Origin of the sequence: Roseovarius sp., from assembly GCF_027019125.1 — a bacterium.
In the GTDB taxonomy this organism is placed as follows: Bacteria; Pseudomonadota; Alphaproteobacteria; order Rhodobacterales; family Rhodobacteraceae; genus Roseovarius.
Genome location: NZ_JALUXE010000034.1, coordinates 465140 through 484637, shown reverse-complemented (window position 1 = coordinate 484637; position 19498 = coordinate 465140). Strand labels below are relative to the sequence as shown.

The window sequence follows — 19498 nt, the reverse complement described above, 5'->3', positions numbered from 1 at the left end:
CGCCGCGTGACCTGAGATATTCAGGCCGCGCGGCTCGCAACCACTGCCAACAGCGCAATATAGGTCAGCTGATGTGCAGCCTGATCGAGACCAAGGTAGTGCCAGAAACGCGGATCGGTCTCGGTCACACCCTCCTGCGCCACGCGGCGCGCCTTGGCCCAGTCGATATGATAATGCACGACGATCTCGGCAAGAGCGAGACCAAGCGCCAGTTCCCACGGCACAGCGAACCAGAGCAGGATGGGTAGGCTCAACGCACCATGAACCCCGGCGTGCACAATACCCGATGGATGGCCATAGCGCCCTTTATTCCGCGCGATCCATCCGGTCTGAAGCTGAAAATCACCCAGGTAATGCTTCATCTGAAACAGGGTCAGAAAGAGGCACGTATCGAAAATGCTCGTCATGAAACACCTCGGGCAATAGGCATAACTGCGCGGCTCTCAAATGAGGCACTCCGCCGGAAACGCGATTTGATCCAAATTGGGTCGAGCGGCAATGCCGAGAGCTTAACACATCCGCCACGCCATTGCATCACCGGCGCGGCAATCCCATCGAGACGAGGGTTTCCAGGTCATCCTTGATCCCGGCCACGAGCGCGGGCCATTTCGGGAAATGGAACCCATATTTGATCACATCAAGGGAAAAATCGGGGCGCACGGTCAACGCTTGTGCCAAGGCGCGCTCTGCCGTGGTCCGGTCGCCTGCGCGCAGGGACAGCACCGCATACGCAGAATGCACAAAGGCCTCTGCCCCCGGATGGCGGGCCGCCGGTTCGAGATATGGGCGCATGTTCTCTCCCAAGGTCATGTCGCGCATCCAGATCGCAACGGCGAGCATCCAATGGAACGACCACAGCATCGGATCTTGGGGACTGAGGCGAACGGCCTCTAATCCGGCCTCTTCCATCTCTTCGGTGTCGGGGTTCTTTTGAAAGAGGTTGATGAAGGTCTGCGCATTATAGATCAGCGCGTCATTGTGATTGAGGGCGCGCGCGCGGGCAAGCGCCTCGCGCGCGTCCTTCTCTTGCCCTTGCAGGGTCAGGAGCTGCGCCAGGGTGATATGCCCAAGCTCTAGCCTGTCATCCAGTTCAATGGCGCGATTGGCGTGGAACATGCCCTTGACCACATCTTCACGGGGATTGCGGCTCCGACCCGAATAAATCCGCACGGCATGAACACGGCCAATCAAGGCATGCGGCAAAGCATAGGTCGGATCGGCCTCTGCGGCGGCATGAAACAGGGCGGTCGCATTACGGACGCCACCAGAGGTGCGCATGTCGATTTCGGTCAGCCCACGCTGGCACATTTCCCAGGCCGACAGGCTCTCGGTTGGTTTGGCGCGCGACATGGCGCGTTCATGCGCGCCGATTTCAGGGGTGAGGCCGGTGACGATGCACCGGGTAATGTCATCTTGCAGGGCAAAAAGATCGGCCATATCGCGATCATAGCGATCAGACCAGATCTGACGGCCTGTCTCGGCCTCGATCAGTTGCGCAGTCACACGCAGCCGCGCCCCCGCGCGGCGCACGGCCCCCTTGACCACATAGCGCACACGCATGTCCTGCGCGATCTGCCGCATGTCCTGCGCGCGGTCCTTGTAGGCAAAGGACGACCCACGTGCGATCACGAACAGCGAGCGAAAGCGCGAGAGCTCGTTGATCAGATCCTCGGCGATGCCATCCGCCAGAAACCCGTCCTCGACCGAAGAGGACAGGTTATCGAACGGCAAGACGATCACTGACGGACGATCGGCGCTCTGGGTGACGGTGCTGCGGTTTTCGGCCTCTACCCCGGTCGTGACATGCCAGACCTCGACCGGCGTCGGAATGTTGCGCACATATTGCATGCCTTGACCGCTGATGATCAGGCCCGGTTCCCGCGCCAGCATGTCGCGCACCGTGCGCGAGACGCAAATGCCGCCGGGGGCGGACAGGGTTTCCAGCCGCGCAGCGATATTGACCACGTCACCCAACACATCGCTTCCGTCGATCAGCACGCTGCCGTGATTGATGCCCACCCGCAGGCGGATGCGCAGATCCTCCGGATTGTTGCGCTCATGCTCCGCAATCGCGCGCTGTGCAGTCAAGGAGGCATGGACGGCGGCGGCAGGGCCGGGGAACTCCACCAAAAGCCCGTCGCCCATGGATTTGACAACGCGTCCGCCATGATCCGCGATGGCCGGGTCGATGATCGTCTGTCGCAGGGTGCGCAGACGGGTGAACACGCCGTCCTCGTCCATCGCCACAAGGCGGGAAAACCCCACCACATCCGCGGCGGCGATGGTTGTCGCCTTGCGCTCCAGCGTCTTCACCTTTGTCCCCTTCGTCGCGGTGCCCAGCCCGCCCCCTATCTTTAGGATATGCGCGTTATATTTGTCACCTGAGCATTTGTGGTGATACGTAGCGTCGGAGCCATTTGTGTCCAGATATCAAGCCAACCTTTTGACAACACGGTCACAGCCGGTTTGTCGCTAAAGATCAGGCCAAGCGTCAGCGGCAGAGAAATCCAGATCATGCCGTAATAGGCGGGTATTTGCTTCAACGGGCCGTATCCCTGCACCGAGTAGGCATATTCCAGCATTCCGGTCAGGATCAGCAGATCATTCTTGGCGAGAAAGTCGTAGAAGCTGTCATACTGGAGCAGTTCCGTCGGCGCGCTCAGCGGCATGGGCAGGGTGAGGCCGCGATAGAGCGCCAGCAGCACGTCATACTCCGCCAGGCGCACGAAAATCTCGGCCTTGACCTTGTCCGCGTCGAACCCCGCCATCCAGTTTGCAGGATCGGCAAAGGGCTGGTTGGCCTCGTAATACCCCTTGAGAAGCGTGTAGTCGTCATAATCCATCAATGTGGCCGGTGCGGTCACGCCGGGAAACTGCCCGGTTGTAACCATGCCGCGGATCGTGTGGCCTGCCGGGTCCTGATGGTTGGCGGTCAGGTACATGCCCTCGCGGATATTGCCCTCCATGAACCCGCAGGCTGCAAAATGTGCGGCCATCTGGTCGTAAGCGGGCGAGAGGTAACAGGTGCCCAACTCGCAAGGCGTGGGCTGCCCGTTGGGCGAGGGGAGATCATAGGTGACGGTATGCGTCTTGCCGCCGAAACGGTCGGTGGATTCGAGGATCTCGACATTGGTATAACCCAACCCTTGCAAGCGGTGCGCGAACATCATCCCCGACGGGCCGGCCCCCAGCACGATGATCGGCGCCGTCTTGTCCGCAGGCAAGGACCAGCCCAGCTTTTCCTGCTGGTCCAGCAACATGCCGCCATACTGCCAGCATTGCAGCACGGATTCAAAACAGGTCGAACCATGAACAAAGACCGTGTTGTTCTTGCCTTGCAGGCCCAGATAGTTCCACGGACCGCCCCCGCGCAGCCCGGAGTTGTCGAAATGGTCGAAATAGGGTGTCCGCAGATCGACCGGCGCGCCCGTGCTGTCCGTGACGATTTCGTAATCGGGATAGGGCCACCAATCGAGCGTGGGCAGCGTCTGTTCCAGGTTGGCAAGAAATTCCGCCTCGGTCATCGGCGGGCTGGCCGGGCCCTGCAACTGATAGACGGTCACAAGGTTCTCGGTCATGGAATTGGCCGTTTCGAGCGAGAATTGCTTGGCCGTTTCGTTGCGATAACCGCTGACATGGCCTGCCATCGCGGTGATCTCGGTCGGGGCAAGAATGATCCCGTATTTCGGCGCGGGATTGGGCACTTTCACCCGCACCAGAGTGGTATGAAAGGTGAAATTGGTCAGTTGATCAAAGACCGCGCTCTCTGCGGACGTGTAATCACAAATGCCGCTCAGATTGCGTGGTTCGCAGGCGACCACCAAGAGGTCACAGGTCTTGGTGACGGGGGCCGCACCGTCAATCGAAACGGTCAGCGTGACGGGCGGGGTGGATGCTTTGATGTTCAAATGCGCTCTCCGGAAATATCTGATGCTGTGGAATGGGACCGGGGCCGGTCGCATCCTTGATACACCGTTTCGGGCAATCTTTGAATCTCTAAAAGGTTGTATGGCAGGCATGCCGCCTCAGATTTCGCGTGCGCCGCTGGATCGCTCAGGCCCGCGACGAGATGCGGCTCGACAACAGGTCGCCGGTTTCCGTGAGGATCGGATAGGCGGCCATGGTAAATCCGGTGTTCACCTGCTTGAGGGCGCGCAGCGTCTCCTGATGGATATTGCTAGTTTCGATGCTCTCGGTCAGCCCCTCGCGCAAGCGGCCCAAATGCGCGCGCTGCAACTCTTGCTCAAGGGCGCGGATGCTGTCCTTTTCCGCCACTAGCGCGCGGGCATCATCAGGGTGTTGGGTCATCATCACCCGCAGCGCCAGTTGCGCATTGGCCAGAACCCGGTCGTGGAAATCGCAAATCTCTAGCCAGCCCGGGCGGGAGAAATGCACGCCTTCCGCCGTCAAACGCTGCGCAAGGCCGAGAAGCGTGCTGGCAATCGCATCCCCCGCCGCCTCGAAATTGGCAGCGGTCGTCGATAGGTCCAGCGAGTTTTGACTCAACTCCTCCGACAGCCCGTTGCGCGTGAGCTGTGCCAGATAGAGCTTTGTGTCGAAATGGCGTCTGCGCAGATTCTCCTGAGCATCGCGGATGGCGGATGCCGTGCCCTCCTCCCAGGTCGTAAAGAGCGTGGGAACCGGGCGCAGCATGGCCTCGACCATTTCGCCGATCCGGATCACTTCACGTGTGGCGCAAGACAGCGCGCGGGTCGGATTGCCGAGCGCGCCGGGATCAAGGGCTGTGATATGATCGAGCCTGCTACCCTGGCTGGGCGCAGACAGAACCTTGCCGGCAAGCCGTGTCGCAACCCCCGTAAAGGGCAGGACAAGCACGACCAGCGCCAGATTGAAGAGGATGTGGAGATGGATGATCTGCGCCGCAGGCGTTGACCCAAGCCATGCCAAGGGCGGCTGGAACACCGACAGCAAGGCCAGGGTGAGGGCCGCCCCACCCCCACGCAGACAGAGGTTTGACAGAACCAGACGCCGCGCGTCCAACTCGGCGGCGAGGGTCAGGCCAAACGCGATGAAGGCACCGCCAAGGTTCGCCCCGAGGATCAGCGCGATGGCCGCTGGCACAGGCATGAGCCCTTCCATCACCAAGGTGGCAAAGAGCAGAACAGCAGCGACCGAAGAATGAACGAGCCAGGAGAAAACCGCGCCGATCACAAAGGCGGTCAATACATCGCGGGCCAGGTATTGCATCGCCGCCGCTGCTGCCGGATTGTCGATAAGGGGTTCGGTCGCCGCGCGCAGCATGTCGAGCGAAACAAAGATCAGCGCCAGCCCGATCAGAATACGCCCGCTCTGCCGGGCGCGCCTCTGATGACCACGTAGAAACAGAACAACACCGCCCAGCAAGAGAACCGGAATGAACCACGCCTGCCGCGCCAGAAGCAGTTTGGCGACAAGCGCCGATCCAAGGTCAGCGCCCAGCAGGATTGCAAGCCCGGCAGCAATGGCGATGCCGCCCGATGCCACGAAACCGGCGGTCAGAATGGCAACGGCGGTCGAACTCTGGAGGGCCATGGCCGCGATCATGCCCGTGATGGCGGCCAGCGTGCGGCTCTGACCCGATCGGCGCAACCAGAGGCGCAACTCTGCGCTAAAGGCTCGTTCGACCCCCGTGCGCACAAGGCGAACCGACCAGATCAGCAGCGCCGCAGCCCCGGCGATCTGGAGAAAGAAGAGTGTGAGGTTTGGGTCGTCCAATTCGGTGACTCGTCCGCGTGGCCGTAGTTCAAGAGCGCCGAGAGTGACCTGCGCAATACCGCTACACAAGAGGCGCAGACGCAGATTTCACCAAGTGTGACAGTTTTGTGAAGGTTTTATGACGCACGCTCACCGATACGTCCGCTCCTCGATGGGCGTAGCGTCGATCCGGGCGAGCAACAGGTCAAGCAGGCTTTGTTCCGCGCGATTGAGCACCGCACGCGGGTTCCAGACCACGTGCACATCGACCGCCGCTGTCTGGTCATAGGGCGGCAATTGCCACAAGAGACCATCGCGCACCTCGCGCGCTGCCACATGCAGCGGCAGCGGGCCCACGCCCAGCCCCGCGATGATCATGCGGCGCACTTCCTCGAGATGGCTCGAGGTTGCGATGATCTGATCCCCGAGTTCCGCCTGCGCGCGCATCAGCGTCACAGGCTTTAGCGCGTCCTGCAATCGGTCGGTTTCAAAACTGACCGCTGAACGCCCGGCGAGATCGGCGCGCGTCAGGTCGCGCCGGCCAAACAGGGCATGGTTTGGCCCACAAAATAGGCCAAAGAACTCTCGATACAGGCGCATATACTCCAGCTTGGGGTTGCGCTGATGCACAAGGCAGATGGCAAACGAGGCAGAGCGCGCCGATACCGTTTCAATCGCCTGCGCCGAGGAATGCACCTCGATTGCCAGCGTCGCGCGGGGGTTTTCCGCATGGAACTCTGCCAGCACCTGATCAAAAAGTGGGCAGATCACATGAGAAGCCAAGGAAAGCCGCACATGGCCCGTCACCTCATCCGTCATGTCGCGCATGAGGGTCGAGAGGCGCAGGATAGAGCCTTGGATATCCAGCGCCTCGCGATACAGCACCTCGCCTGCCTCGGTCAGCGCGAAATGCCCCGGCGTGCGGTGGATAAGCCGCTTGCCCACCCGATCCTCCAACCTTTTCAACGCCGTAGATACCGAAGGCTGTGTCAACCGTAACCGATGTGCGGCATCGGTGACCGAGGTGGACTGCGCCAGCACGACGAAAGTGCGCAAGAGATTCCAATCCATTTCGCGCATGATGCGTTCGGGGCTGTTCCGCTGATCCATAGACTGCATCTATTGTCACAATTCCTATTATCTATTTGATTAATGATGGCTCGCTTTGCACCCTCGGCGCAACCCCACCCATGACGGGTCGCACAAGAAAGGGAGTAGCATGTCGGTCGAGGCCCGCGAAGCGAGGCAGCCGTGGATTCTGTTGTCGCCCGCCTTGGTCGCGGTGACGCTGCTCTTGCTCGTGCCGCTGATGTTCATCGTGGTCTATTCGTTCTGGCTGCGCTCGGCGATGGGCGCGGATACGGTCGGGTTCTACCTCGACAACTGGCACAAGACCCTCACCGATCGCTTTTACCGCGACATCCTGCTCAACACGATGAAAATCGCGGCAATCACCACGGTGATCTGTGCCCTGATGGGCTATCCGGCGGCCTATTTCATTGCCCGTTCACGCGGCAACAAGATGGTGCTGCTGCTTCTGCTGATGCTGCCTTTCTGGATCAGTTACATCATCCGCACGATGAGCTGGATCAACATTCTGGGCACCTCTGGCGCGCTCAATTCCCTGCTCCTGTCCCTCGGCATCATCAGCGCGCCTATCCAGATGCTCTATAATGAGGCAACCGTGATCCTCGGCCTTGTGCATTTCCTGCTGCCCTTCATGGTGCTCAACGTCTACGTCAGCCTTGAGGGTATCGACACCAACCTCGAGGATGCCGCCAATTCGCTCGGGGCAACCCGGTGGCAGGCATTCACCCAGGTCACCCTACCCCTATCGCTCCCCGGCCTCGCGGCGGGCGGATTGCTGTGCTTCGTGCTGGGCGCGGGCACCTATATCACGCCCGTCATCCTCGGCGGACCCCGCGATGCGATGTTCGCCAATCTCGTGTTCGAGGCGATCATCACACAGTTGAACTGGCCGCTTGGTTCGGCACTGTCACTGCTGCTGTTGATCGTGCTGGGCCTCCTGGTGGCGGTTTACAACCGTTATCTCGGCATGGCGCAACTGGCCAAGGGGCTGGGCTGATGGGGTGGCAGATCATCCGCGCCTGGACCGTTGTGGTTTATGGCTTCATGTTCCTGCCGGTGGCGGTGGTGGTGCTGTTGTCGTTCAACGCCAACCAGTTCGGCAGCTTTCCGATGACCGGCGTTTCGCTGCACTGGTTTCAGGAATTATGGAACAACGACGCGGTGATGCGCGCCTTTCGCACCTCGCTGGTGCTGGGGCTGATGACGGCACTCATTTCCACCACATTGGGCATTTTGGCCAGCCTTGCCTTGGTGCGCTACAATATCCCGGGCCGCAATGCGATTACCACGCTGCTGATCGCGCCTATTCTCGTGCCAGAGGTGGTGCTGGCGGTCGCGCTCTTGCTCTTTCTCAACTGGCTGGGCATCGGCAAGAGCTTTGCCTTGCTGCTCGCGGGGCATGTGATCTTCACCCTGCCCTTTGTCATCCTCGTGGTGCAGGCGCGGCTGGTCAGCATCAAGCGCGATGTCGAAGAGGCGGCGCTCAGCCTGGGTGCCTCGCCGGTGCAAACCTTCTTTGCCGTAACCTTGCCGCTCATGCTGCCTGCGGTGGCTGCGGGCGCGCTCTTCGCCTTTACGATCAGCTTCGATGACATCACCGGCACGCTCTTCTGGAAACCCGGCGGGGTCGAAACCGTGCCGACGCAGATCTTCTCGATGCTGCGCAATTCGATCAGCCCGGAGATCAACGCGCTTGGAACCGTGATGATCGTGATGACCGTGGGCCTGCCGCTGCTTGGCGCGGCAGTGGCCCGAAAACTCGCCATGAAAGGCGGCACCTGAGAACCGCCCCGACATTCAACAAGGAGACCTGAGAAATGGATAATACCACACGTTACGAAAGACTGCTGGATCGCTACCGCAACGGTGATCTGGATCGGCGCAATTTTCTGGGCCTGATCGGCGCTGCGGGCCTCGCCTACGGCGTGCAGACGCCCTTTGCCAAATTTGCCCATGCGCAGGATGTGCAGCAGGTCCGGTTTGATGGCTGGGGCGGGGTGGTCTCCGAGGCGTTCCGCAAATATGCGTTCGATCCCTACACGGCAGAGACCGGGATTACTGTGGTCGATGGCACTTTTGCGGGGGGCGATGAGTATCTGGCGCAGGTCCGCTCCAGCCAGGAAGGTGAGTATAACATCGCGCACCTGTCCGGCGTGTTCGACTATGCCCGCTATGTGAACTTCGGCCTGACGGTCGAGTTGAACCTCGACAATATCCCGAACATGTCGCTGGTGATGGATGCGCTGACCAACGCGTTCCGCAAGGTGACGCCGGATTACCTGTCCGCAGTTCCCTATGACTACGGCACGACGGGTCTGGCCTATAACCGCAAGTATATCTCGGATGAGGAGATGAAGGAAAAAGGCGCCTCGATCCTCATTGACGCCGCCTACAAAGGCAAGATCGGCGGCTGGTCGGATTGGCGCACCCGGGTCTGGTACGGCGCGCTCCAGACCGGGCAGGACCCCAACAACATTCAGGATATGGAAGCGGTCTGGGATGCGATCCGCAGCCATCGCGACCTTGCCTTGAAATACTGGTCGTCGGGCGCGGAACTGATGAGCCTTCTGGCAGAGGAAGAGATCTACGTTACCGAAGGCTGGTCAGGCCGTATCGCCGCGCTGCAACAACAGGGCCACGACATCGGCTATTACGACGCGCCCGGCAGCTTTGCCTGGCAGGAATGTCTGCATGTGCTCAAGGGCAGCCCGGTCGAGGCCTGCGAAGAACTCTTGAACTTCATGCTGGCGCCCGAGACCTCCATCGCGGTGGCCGAAGGTCAGAACTATCCGCCCGCGCTGGATGGGACCAAGGTCGACCTAGGGTCCAAGATCCCGACGCTGCCCGCCTATGACCCGACCGGCACGCTCGCGTCGCTGACCTTTGCCAATCCGGCCTATTGGAATGGCAACGAGGCCGAATGGTCCGAAACCTTCAGCCGCGTGCAGCGCGGATATTGAATCCTTGCCGCGTTCCCTTTTGGGGGCGCGGCCCATCCCCAAGAGGACCACGCCGATGAGCGCCGTCACCCTCAGCAATATCGTCAAGCGCTTCGGCACCTTTACTGCCGTGCATCGCACCACGCTCGAGATTCCCGAAGGGGCGTTTGTCACGCTTCTGGGCCCGTCCGGCTGTGGGAAGACGACCAATCTGCGCATGATCGCGGGCCTGCTCGATCCCACCGAAGGCGAAATTCTCATTGGCGGCAAGCGCGTCAACGACGTGCCCATCCACAAGCGCAATCTCGGCCTCGTGTTTCAGAACTATGCGCTTTTCCCGCACAAGACCGTGGCCGAAAACGTGGCCTTTGGCCTCAAGTACCGCAACGTGCCCAAGTCCGAGATTGCGGCCAGGGTGCGCGACGCGCTTGACCTCGTGCAATTGCCCCATGTCGGGGACCGCTATCCCAAGGCACTGTCGGGCGGCCAGCAACAGCGCATTGCCTTGGCCCGCGCCATCGTGATCGAGCCGGACGTGCTCTTGCTCGATGAACCTCTTTCGGCGCTTGATGCCAATCTGCGCGAGGATATGCGCGTCGAGCTCAAGCGCATTCAGGAACGCATCGGTGTCACCACGGTCTTTGTCACCCACGACCAATCCGAGGCGCTGGCGATGTCCGATCTGATCGTTGTCATGTCCGAGGGGCGCGTGGAACAGGTGGGCAAGCCCGAAGAGGTCTACAACACCCCGGCAACCGAGTTCGTGGCGAACTTTCTGGGCGCATCCAACATCTTTGACGCGCGGTGCATCGAACATGGCGCAACGGTTGTGGTTGAGGATGCCGTCTTTGGCCGCGTGACCGTGCCCGCCGCCAAGGCGCCCAACCTGACGGGCACCGGCCCCGCAAAACTTGTCGTGCGCGCCGAAAAGCTGAAACTCGCGCGCGAGGCCGCGCCCGAGGGCGTGATTTCTGTTCCCGCCAACGTGGAAACGGTGGACTATCAGGGGCAAGCAGTGCGGTATTTCGTGCGCGCGGGAGAGGCGCAGTTACAAGCCATCAACATGATCGACGACCACCCGTTCGCGGTGGGCGCAGCGGTCCATCTGCATTTGCGCCCGCAAGATTGCGCGGCGCTTCCGGGATAAGACAATGAACGTAAAACCCTCTCACCTTTTCTATCAGGGGCGCGAGCGCAAGCCGATGCTCGATCAGGCACGCGGCGTCTACATGTGGGACGTGGATGGCAAGCGCTATCTGGATGGGTCATCCGGCGCTATGGTCTGCAACATCGGCCATTCCAATGAAAACGTGCTCGACGCAATGCGCCGTCAGATGGAGAAATCGACGTTTGGCTACCGGTTGCATTTCGAAACCGAGGCATCAGAGAAACTCGCCGCCAAGACCGCTGCCCTTTGCCCCGAGGGGCTGAACCGCGTGTTCTTTGTGTCGGGCGGGTCAGAGGCAGTGGAATCCGCACTGAAACTGGCCAGGCAATATGCGTTGGCAATCGGAGAGGGCAGCCGCTGGAAGATCATCAGCCGCGCGCCGTGTTATCACGGCTGCACGCTCGGCGCGCTTGCGATCACCTCTTATGCGCCGCTGACCGATCCCTTTCTGCCCATGATGCAGGCGATGCCGAAAATCCCCGCACCGCGCGCATATCTGGATGGGCTAGACGCCGATCTTGAGGCGACCGGGCATCACTACGCCGACATGCTCGAAGCCAAGATACTGGAAGAAGGCCCCGACAGCGTGCTTGCCTTTGTGGTCGAGCCGATCGGCGGTGCTTCTACCGGGGCACTGGTGCCGCCGCGCGGCTATATGGAAAGGGTGCAGGAGATTTGCCGCAAATACGGCGTGCTCTTCATTCTGGACGAGGTGATGACCGGGGCGGGCCGCACCGGCAAATTCCTCGCCTCCGAGCATTGGAACCTTGCCCCGGACATTGTCGTGATGTCCAAGGGCTTCGCCGCCGGTTACGTGCCGCTTGGTGCCATGGTCGCGCATGAACGGCTGGTCGAGCCGGTTTTGGACGCGGGCGGCTTTCTGCATGGCTTTACCTATGCGGGCAATCCACTGGCCTGCGCCGCAGGCCTCGCCGTGATCGACGAGATCGAGCGCATGGATCTGGTTGGCAACGCCGCGCGGATGGGCGAGCGCCTGCAAGAGCGCCTGCGCGGCCTGATGCAGCGCTATGCCATCATCGGCGACGTGCGCGGCAAGGGGTTGCTCACTGCGTTCGAGTTCATGGCGGATCGCGGCACCAAGGCGCCGCTGCCCAAGGGCTTGCGCGCGTTTGATCGCTTTGTTCAGATTGCCTATGACAAGGGGCTTATCGTCTATTCCCGCCGTACCCGCGATGGGGTCGAGGGGGATCACATCATCGTCGCCCCCCCGATGATCGTGACCGAAACGCATCTGGACGAGATTACCGAAATGCTCGATGTCTCGCTGGCAGAGTTCACCGACGAAATCCGCCCCGCGCTGGACAGAGCGATGTAATGCGCGAGATCATCATTACTTGCGCCCTGACCGGGTCTATCCATACCCCCTCCATGTCGCCGTATCTGCCCGTTACGGCGGATGAAATCGCACGCGCCGGGATCGAGGCGACCGAAGCGGGGGCAGCCATCCTGCACCTGCATGCGCGCGATCCGCAGACCGGGCGGCCCTCTGCCGACCCCGCGCATTTCCGCGCATTTCTGCCCCGGTTGAAACAGGGCTGCGACGCGATCCTGAACCTCTCGACCGGGGGCAGCGCGACCATGACGCTTGATGAGCGACTGGCCGCCCCCATCGAGGCCGCGCCGGAAATGGCCTCGCTCAACATGGGCACGATGAATTTCGCGCTCTATCCAATGGCAGAGCGGATCACCGACTGGCGGCACGACTGGGAGCAGCCCTTTCTCGAAGGCTCGGATGATCTGGTGTTCAAGAATACCCCCCGCGATATCGCCCGCATCCTGACGGAACTGGGCCAGAACCGCGGCGCGCGGTTCGAGTTTGAGTGTTACGATCTCAGCCACCTCTACATGCTGCGACACTTCGCGGACCGGGGTTTGATCCGCGCCCCCTATTTCATTCAATTCGTCTTTGGCGTCTTGGGCGGTATGGGCGCGGATCCCGAGAACCTCACGCATATGGTGCGCATCGCAGACAAGCTCTTTGGTCAGGACTACATGTTCTCCGTATTGGCCGCCGGGCGGCATCAGATGCCGATGGCGGCGCAGGCGGCGGCAATGGGTGGGCATGTGCGCGTGGGGCTCGAAGACAGCCTGACCATCGCGCGCGGCACGCTGGCGCGCTCCAACGCCGAACAGGTCGCCAAGGTGCGTGGAATTGTCGAGGCGCTGGGCCGGACGGTTGTCGGCCCTGCCGAGGCCCGCGCGCTCTTGGGTCTCAAGGGCGCTGACCGGGTGGCGATCTGACCCATGGTGGACTTTCACGCAGTTGAAACAGAGCATGACCTGGCCTTGCTGGACACGGCCTTGCGCCAACTCAGCGCAGATTTGGGCGATGCCCATAGCGCCGGGCTGGACGCCTTGCGCACCGGGCTGACGGGCGCGATACCGGCGGCCTATGGTTTGCTCGCGCTGGAAGAGGATTTGATCGGTGCCGCCCTTTTTGGCCCGCTGTTTTCCACCGTGCGCGGGGCGGCGGGCGTCTATGTCTCTGACCTCTGGGTCACCGAGGCGGCGCGTGGGCAAGGATTGGGCCGCGCGCTCCTGTCTCAGGTGGCGCACAGGGCGGGCGTGCTCTGGCGGGCAGAATGGATGATGCTGGCGGTCTACGCCCACACCCCCGCGTCGCGCCGGTTCTACGAACGGTTGGGCTTCGAGGCGCAAGACCGGGTGACACAGATGCGCCTGCCCCAGGCAGCGATGCACAGATTGATGGGAGAGGACGGATGAGGGCGATTTTTGACGCGCGGCAATGGCAGCACGATCCCAAACATTTCATGGCCAACGGGGTGATCAAGCCCAGCCCCGAGCAGCCCGAGCGCATCACGCGGCTGACCGACGGCGCCACGGCGGCGGGCTGCGACTTTGTCGCGCCCAAGGATGCCGGTCTTGGGCCGATCGCGGCACTCCATTCGCCTGAGTATGTTACCTTTTTGCGCAACATCTATGCGCGGTGGCAGCATATCGAAGGCGCGGGCGCAGAGGTGATCCCCAATATTCACCCCGCCAGTCGCCGCGACAATTACCCCAAATCCGCCGTCGGCCAAGCAGGCTATCATCAGGCCGATACCGCCTGCCCGATTGGCGCAGGCACATGGGAGGCCGCCTATTGGTCGGCGCAAACCGCCGTGACCGGCGCGGATATGCTGGCCGCCGGAGAGCGGGCCGCCTATGCGCTCTGCCGTCCGCCGGGGCATCACGCCTTTGGCGATCTGGCGGGGGGGTTCTGCTTTCTCAACAATGCGGGCATTGCGGCAGAGCGGTTGCGCGCACGGGGGCTGCGTGCCGCGATCCTCGATGTCGACGTGCATCACGGCAATGGCACCCAAGGCATTTTCTATGATCGCGACGACGTGCTGACCGTTTCGATTCACGCCGATCCAGCGCGGTTTTATCCCTTTTTCTGGGGTCATGCCGATGAGCGGGGCGTTGGGCGCGGCACCGGCTATAACCTCAACCTGCCGCTGGCTCGCGGTACCGGCGATGATGCCTACCTCAGAACGCTCGACATCGCTCTGGAGCGGGTGGCGAATTTCGGGGCCGATGTGGTGGTCGTGGCGCTTGGTCTTGATGCCTATGAGGGCGATCCCTTTCAGGGGCTGGCCATCACCACGCCCGGATTTGGGCGTATCGGGGCGGCGATTGCCGGGCTGGGGCTGCCCACGCTCTTCGTTCAAGAAGGTGGGTATCTTTGTAAGGAATTGGGCGAGAACCTTACATCGGTCCTGACGGGATTTGAGGGGGCGTGAGCATGGCCGATGTGATCGTGATCGGCGGCGGCATCGCCGGGATCAGCGCGGCCGCAGAACTTGCGCGCGGCGGTGCCGATGTCGTCGTTCTCGAAATGGAGCGGCAGATCGGCTATCACGCCACGGGTCGCTCCGCCGCCATCTTTATCCGCAACTATGGCAATGCCACGCTGCGCGCGCTGAACGCCGTCGCAGAGCCGATTTTCGAGCAGCCGGGCGAGATCAGCGACAAGCCCCTCCTTAGCCCGCGCGGCGAGTTGATGGTCGCCTCCGAGGAGGAACTGCCGATCCTCGACGCATATCTGGACGGCTCGACCGGCATTGACCGTCTGACCGGCAAAGAGGCCGCAGAGATTGTGCCGATCCTGCGTGCGGACCGGATTGCCGCTGCGATGATTGAGCGGAACGCACGGGGCATTGATGTGGACCTCTTGTTGCAGGGCTATGCGCGCCTGCTGCGGGCGCGAGGCGGGCGGATCGTGACCGGCGCGGCGGTCAGCGGGCTGTCACAGCGCGCCGGGCTCTGGCATGTCGACAGCGCGCAGGGGCCGCATAGCGCGCCGATCGTCGTCAACGCGGCGGGTGGCTGGGCGGACGAGGTGGCCACCTTGGCCGGTCTGCGCCACGCGGGGTTGCAGCCCTATCGCCGCTCCGCCGCGATCATTCCTGCGCCCGAAGGCTATGAAACCGAGCATTGGCCGATCTTCGGCTCGATCGCCGAGACATGGTATGCCAAACCCGAGGCGGGCAAACTCATGGTCTCTCCCGCCGACGAGGATCCGGTTGCCCCCCATGACGCCTGGGCTGATGACATGGTTCTGGCCGAGGGGCTGCATCGGTTCGAGCAGGCCGTCACCGTGCCTGTGACACGGGTCGAGCATAGCTGGGCCGGTCTGCGCACCTTTGCGCCGGATCGAACGCCGGTGGTGGGGTTTGATCCACAGGCAGAGGGGTTTTTCTGGCTGGCCGGACAGGGCGGTTACGGCGTTCAGACGGCACCTGCACTGTCGCGGCTGACGGCGGCGCTGATCGCGGGGCGCGCACCGGATGTGCCGGATCTCGTTCTGGCCGCCATGGCACCGGGGCGGTTCGGACCGGCGTGAGAGGGCGCGTGACGGCCCGTTACCCCTGCGCCTTGGCCTTGATCGACGCGAATTTGCGCAGGAGGTGATCCTTCATCAGCTTGCCGCAACGCTCTGCGTCCCGCGCGCGCAGAGCCTCGATGATGGCCTCATGCTCTTCGACCGCCGCGCGCCAGCGTTCGGGCGTGAGATTGGCCTGATAGCGCGCGCGCTGCACCCGGAAGGCCAGCAATTCATGCGTGCGCAACAGCGTTTCATTCCCCGCCGCTGCCAAAATCGCCTTGTGGATGGCCTGATTGATCCGAAAATAGGTCGGGCGATCCGCCTCTTCATAGGTACGGCGCAAGGCTGCCGTCATCTCCTCGATGTCCTGCACGGTCTCTGCGTCGGCCTGCATCGTGGCCAGTTCCCCCGCCAGCCCCTCGAGGGCGGCTAGCACGCAAAACACCTCGGCCAATTCCGCCTCACTCTGGCGGGTGATGACCGCACCGCGATGCGGGATGAGATCCAGCAGGCCCTCGGCCGCCAACACCTTGAGCGCCTCGCGCAGCGGTGTGCGCGACACGCCGAATTGCTCGGTCAGCGCCTTTTCATTGATCTTCTCTCCCGGCTGCAATTGCCCTTCGAGGATCATCTGGCGCAGGCGGTTGGCGATCTCGACAGCCAGCGCGGTGCGGCCAATCGGATCGGATTTGAGGGCAGTCATCGGGGCCTCCGGACCGGGGTTATCCATCGTTGCGGCCCTCCCTTACAGCATTTTCCGACGCCCTGTCGAAGATTTCCGCGATATGCAGCGCGCGGCGGCCGGCACCGTCGGCAATCTGGTGACGGCAAGAGGTGCCATTGGCGATTAAGAGATCGTCCGGCGCGGCGGCACGCACCGCAGGCAAGAGCGACAGTTCCCCCATCTTGCGTGAGACCTCGATGGTTTCGACCTGATAGCCAAAGGCACCGGCCATGCCGCAACAACTGCTTTCGATGGTCTTGGGGTCGAGGCCGGGGATCAGACCCAGCGCCTGCCCCATATCACCCATCACCCCGGCGGCTTTCTGATGGCAATGTCCATGCACATGCGCGGTCTGACCCAGAGCGCCAAGCGGCAGGTCAAGCCGCCCGGCGCGCGCCTCGCGGGACATGAATTCCTCGAAGAGATAGGCGTTTTCCGACAAGAGGCGCGCGTCCTCTCCCGGCAAGAGCGTCAGAAACTCATCGCGCAGGGTCAAGAGGCACGAGGGCTCCAGCCCCACCACCGGCACGCCCGCGCGGATATGCGGCAAGAGCGCATCGAGCGTGCGCTGCGCCTCGGCGCGGGCCTTGTCGATCATGCCCGCCGCCAGATATGTCCGCCCGCAGCAGAGCGGGCGACCGGGGGCATTGGCGGTGATCACCTCATAACCGGCGCGCGTCAACACCCGGAGCGCGGCGCGGGGAATTTCCGGCTCCATCCAACGGTTGAACGTGTCGGTGAAGAGGATAATCTTGCCCCCCTTGGTCGATGGGCGGGCGCGCTTGACCTCCGAGTCCTTGAAGAAATCACCGCGAAAGAGCGGGAGGGATCGCGCAGCGGCAAGCCCGGTCATCCGTTCTCCCAGCGCGGCCAGCAGCGGCACGCGATTGCGCAGCGCGATCAGACCACGCAGCGCCACGGCAATCCGCGCATAGCGGGGCATCTCGGCGATCAGCCGCGCACGCAGGCCGAAGCCCAGCTTTTGCCCGCGTTGATAGAGGACCTCGGTCTTCATCCTGGCCATGTCCACGCCGGTCGGGCATTCGCGCTTGCACGCCTTGCAGCCGACGCAAAGCTTCATCGTTTCAGCCATCTCGTCCGAGAACAGCGCGTTCTGGCCAAGACGCCCCGACAGGGCCAGCCGCAGCGTATTGGCGCGGCCCCGCGTTACGTCGCGCTCGTCGCGCGTCACACGGTAGCTGGGGCACATCGCCCCGCCCGCCAGCTTGCGACAGGCGCCGTTGTTGTTGCACATCTCGACCGCGCCCTGAAAGCCGCCGCCCTTGCCCGGCCAGGCAGACCAGTCATGCCCGGTCTTGAGGTCAGCGAAATCATAGCCCGGCGGATAGCGCATCAGACTGCGGTCATCCATTTTCGGCGCATGCACGATCTTGCCGGGGTTGAGGCGGGTGTCGGGATCAAAGGCCGCCTTGACCTCTTCAAATGCGCTCAGAATACGGGGGCCGAACATGGCGCCGTGAAATTCCGAGCGCACGATGCCATCGCCATGCTCGCCGGAATGCGAGCCTTTATACTCGCGCACCATGGCAAAGGCCGCCTCGGCGATCTCGCGCATCTTGCGCACGTCCTGCTCGAGCTTGAGGTTGAGAACCGGGCGCACATGCAGGCACCCCTCGGAGGCATGGGCGTACCATGTCCCGGTGGTGCCGTGGCTATGGAACACCTCTGTCAACCGGTCGGTGTAATCGGCCAGATGCTCGAGCGGCACGGCGCAATCCTCGACGAAAGACACAGGCTTGCCCGCCTCTTTCATCGACATCATGATGTTGAGCCCAGCCTTGCGCAATTCGCCGATCTCTGCGGCAAGGGCCATATCCCAGACCTCGACCACGCCGCCCTCATGGGCACCCCCCGCGCCAAAGCCATAGCCAAGGTCCGACATCGTATCGGCCAAGCGGCGCATGTTTTCCTCGTTCTCGGGCGGGCTGTCGGCGAACTCCACCAGAAGCATCGCCGCCGGTTCCCCGCGCACGAATTGCTCCAGCGTTCTGGCATAAAGCGGAATGGCGCGTGCAAGGTCGATCATGGTGCTGTCCACCAGTTCGACCGAGGTGGGGCCAAGCGCCACCAGCGGCTTGGCCGCTTCCATCGCAGCGCGGAAGGTGGGGAAATGGCAAACGCCCAGAACACGGGTTTTCGAGGGCAGCGGCGACAGCCTGATCTCGATGGCGGTGGATGTGGCCAGCGTCCCCTCGGACCCGATCAGCAGATGGGCGAGGTTGATCGGCGTGTCACCGGGCACAAGCGCGTCGATGTTGTAGCCGCCCACCCGACGCTGCACCTTGGGAAAGCGCGCGGCGATCTCGCGGGCCTCACGCGCGCCAAGGTCGAGCATTTGCCGCAACAAGGGTTCTGGCACGCGATTGCCGGAACCGGGACCAAAATCGAACGGCGTGCCGTCGGCCAGAAAACCCTCGATCCTGTCCACGTTGTCGCGTGTCGTGCCATAGCGCAACGAGCGCGAGCCGCAGGAATTGTTGCCGACCATGCCCCCGATCGTGGCGCGCGAGGCGGTCGAGACATCGACAGGGAACCACAGGCCATGCGGTTTGAGTGCGCGGTTGAGATCATCCAGAACGATCCCCGGCTCGACCACCGCGCGCCGTCCCGCGACATCCAGTTCCAGAATCCGGTTGAGATATTTCGAGCAGTCCACGATCAGGCCGGTGTTCACCGTCTGCCCACATTGCGACGTGCCGCCGCCGCGCATCGTCAGCGGCACACCCGCCTCTCGCGCCGCGTCCAATGCGGCCAGAACATCCTCTGGTGCCTTGGCCAGAATCACCCCCGCCGGCATGATCTGATAGATCGAGGCATCGGTGGCATAGCGCCCGCGCGAGAAGGCGTCAAAGCGCGTTTCGCCCTGCACCTCGCGGCTGAGGCGCTGTTGAATTGTGCTGTCCAGCATGGGTCTCGATCCGGTCGAAGGTCTGAGTTTGGCCTTGACAGAATATTGAATTCAGAATTCAATTCAACAGAATTCACCTTGATCCGAGTCCGCAATGCGGCGGAAA

General features: G+C 62.4%; 16 protein-coding genes. 9 read left to right on the top strand and 7 right to left on the bottom strand.

What is annotated here, in order from left to right; all coding sequences use genetic code 11:
• Positions 1–20: 20 nt before the first annotated feature.
• The 5 genes from MVC20_RS18675 to MVC20_RS18655 form a co-directional block, all read right to left on the bottom strand.
• Positions 21–407: a DUF3307 domain-containing protein gene (locus MVC20_RS18675; RefSeq protein WP_297544139.1), complete on the bottom strand. Its 387-nt coding sequence runs from the start codon at positions 405–407 to the stop codon at positions 21–23.
• A gap of 127 nt (positions 408–534) precedes the next feature.
• On the bottom strand, positions 535–2313 hold the full coding sequence (locus MVC20_RS18670) for an adenylate/guanylate cyclase domain-containing protein (RefSeq protein WP_297544138.1): 1779 nt from the start codon (positions 2311–2313) through the stop codon (positions 535–537).
• 41 nt (positions 2314–2354) lie between these two features.
• A complete protein-coding gene (locus MVC20_RS18665) occupies positions 2355–3908 on the bottom strand; it encodes an NAD(P)-binding protein (RefSeq protein WP_297544137.1) in 1554 nt (517 codons plus the stop codon).
• Between the two features lie 145 nt (positions 3909–4053).
• Positions 4054–5715 carry a Na/Pi cotransporter family protein gene (locus MVC20_RS18660; RefSeq protein ID WP_297544136.1) on the bottom strand — a complete coding sequence of 554 codons (1662 nt, stop codon included), beginning with the start codon at positions 5713–5715 and terminating at the stop codon, positions 4054–4056.
• A gap of 129 nt (positions 5716–5844) precedes the next feature.
• Positions 5845–6804 (bottom strand): LysR family transcriptional regulator, encoded by a 960-nt coding sequence (locus MVC20_RS18655; protein WP_297544135.1) that lies wholly within the window; start codon positions 6802–6804, stop codon positions 5845–5847.
• 109 nt (positions 6805–6913) lie between these two features.
• Between MVC20_RS18655 and MVC20_RS18650 the strand changes: the two genes are divergently transcribed.
• The 9 genes from MVC20_RS18650 to MVC20_RS18610 are packed head-to-tail and all read left to right on the top strand — an operon-like array spanning position 6914 to position 15757.
• Positions 6914–7780, top strand: coding sequence for an ABC transporter permease (locus MVC20_RS18650; RefSeq protein WP_297544134.1), 867 nt, complete (start codon positions 6914–6916; stop codon positions 7778–7780).
• Positions 7780–8565 carry an ABC transporter permease gene (locus MVC20_RS18645; RefSeq protein ID WP_297544132.1) on the top strand — a complete coding sequence of 262 codons (786 nt, stop codon included), beginning with the start codon at positions 7780–7782 and terminating at the stop codon, positions 8563–8565. Before MVC20_RS18650 ends, MVC20_RS18645 begins: the two co-directional genes overlap by 1 nt.
• 35 nt (positions 8566–8600) lie before the next feature.
• A complete protein-coding gene (locus MVC20_RS18640; RefSeq protein ID WP_297544130.1) occupies positions 8601–9743 on the top strand; it encodes an extracellular solute-binding protein in 1143 nt (380 codons plus the stop codon).
• A 55-nt stretch (positions 9744–9798) separates the two neighbouring features.
• A complete protein-coding gene (locus tag MVC20_RS18635; RefSeq protein WP_297544128.1) occupies positions 9799–10869 on the top strand; it encodes an ABC transporter ATP-binding protein in 1071 nt (356 codons plus the stop codon).
• A 4-nt stretch (positions 10870–10873) separates the two neighbouring features.
• Positions 10874–12226: an aspartate aminotransferase family protein gene (locus tag MVC20_RS18630; protein WP_297544126.1), complete on the top strand. Its 1353-nt coding sequence runs from the start codon at positions 10874–10876 to the stop codon at positions 12224–12226.
• Entirely contained in the window at positions 12226–13152 is a 927-nt protein-coding gene (locus MVC20_RS18625; RefSeq protein ID WP_297544124.1) for a 3-keto-5-aminohexanoate cleavage protein, read from the top strand. The genes MVC20_RS18630 and MVC20_RS18625 overlap by 1 nt, the downstream gene beginning before the upstream one ends.
• Before the next feature lie 3 nt (positions 13153–13155).
• On the top strand, positions 13156–13635 hold the full coding sequence (locus tag MVC20_RS18620; protein ID WP_297544122.1) for a GNAT family N-acetyltransferase: 480 nt from the start codon (positions 13156–13158) through the stop codon (positions 13633–13635).
• On the top strand, positions 13632–14654 hold the full coding sequence (locus MVC20_RS18615; protein ID WP_297544120.1) for a histone deacetylase family protein: 1023 nt from the start codon (positions 13632–13634) through the stop codon (positions 14652–14654). The genes MVC20_RS18620 and MVC20_RS18615 overlap by 4 nt, the downstream gene beginning before the upstream one ends.
• Positions 14655–14656: 2 nt before the next feature.
• Positions 14657–15757, top strand: a complete 1101-nt coding sequence (locus MVC20_RS18610; RefSeq protein WP_297544118.1) for an FAD-binding oxidoreductase — start codon at positions 14657–14659, stop codon at positions 15755–15757.
• Positions 15758–15776: 19 nt separating this feature from the next.
• Here the strand turns inward: MVC20_RS18610 and MVC20_RS18605 are convergent, their stop codons facing one another.
• Both MVC20_RS18605 and MVC20_RS18600 read right to left on the bottom strand, forming a co-directional pair.
• A complete protein-coding gene (locus tag MVC20_RS18605; protein ID WP_297544117.1) occupies positions 15777–16442 on the bottom strand; it encodes a GntR family transcriptional regulator in 666 nt (221 codons plus the stop codon).
• 19 nt (positions 16443–16461) lie between these two features.
• Complete coding sequence (locus tag MVC20_RS18600; RefSeq protein ID WP_297544116.1) at positions 16462–19392, bottom strand: FAD-binding and (Fe-S)-binding domain-containing protein; 2931 nt, start codon at positions 19390–19392, stop codon at positions 16462–16464.
• Positions 19393–19498: the final 106 nt, after the last annotated feature.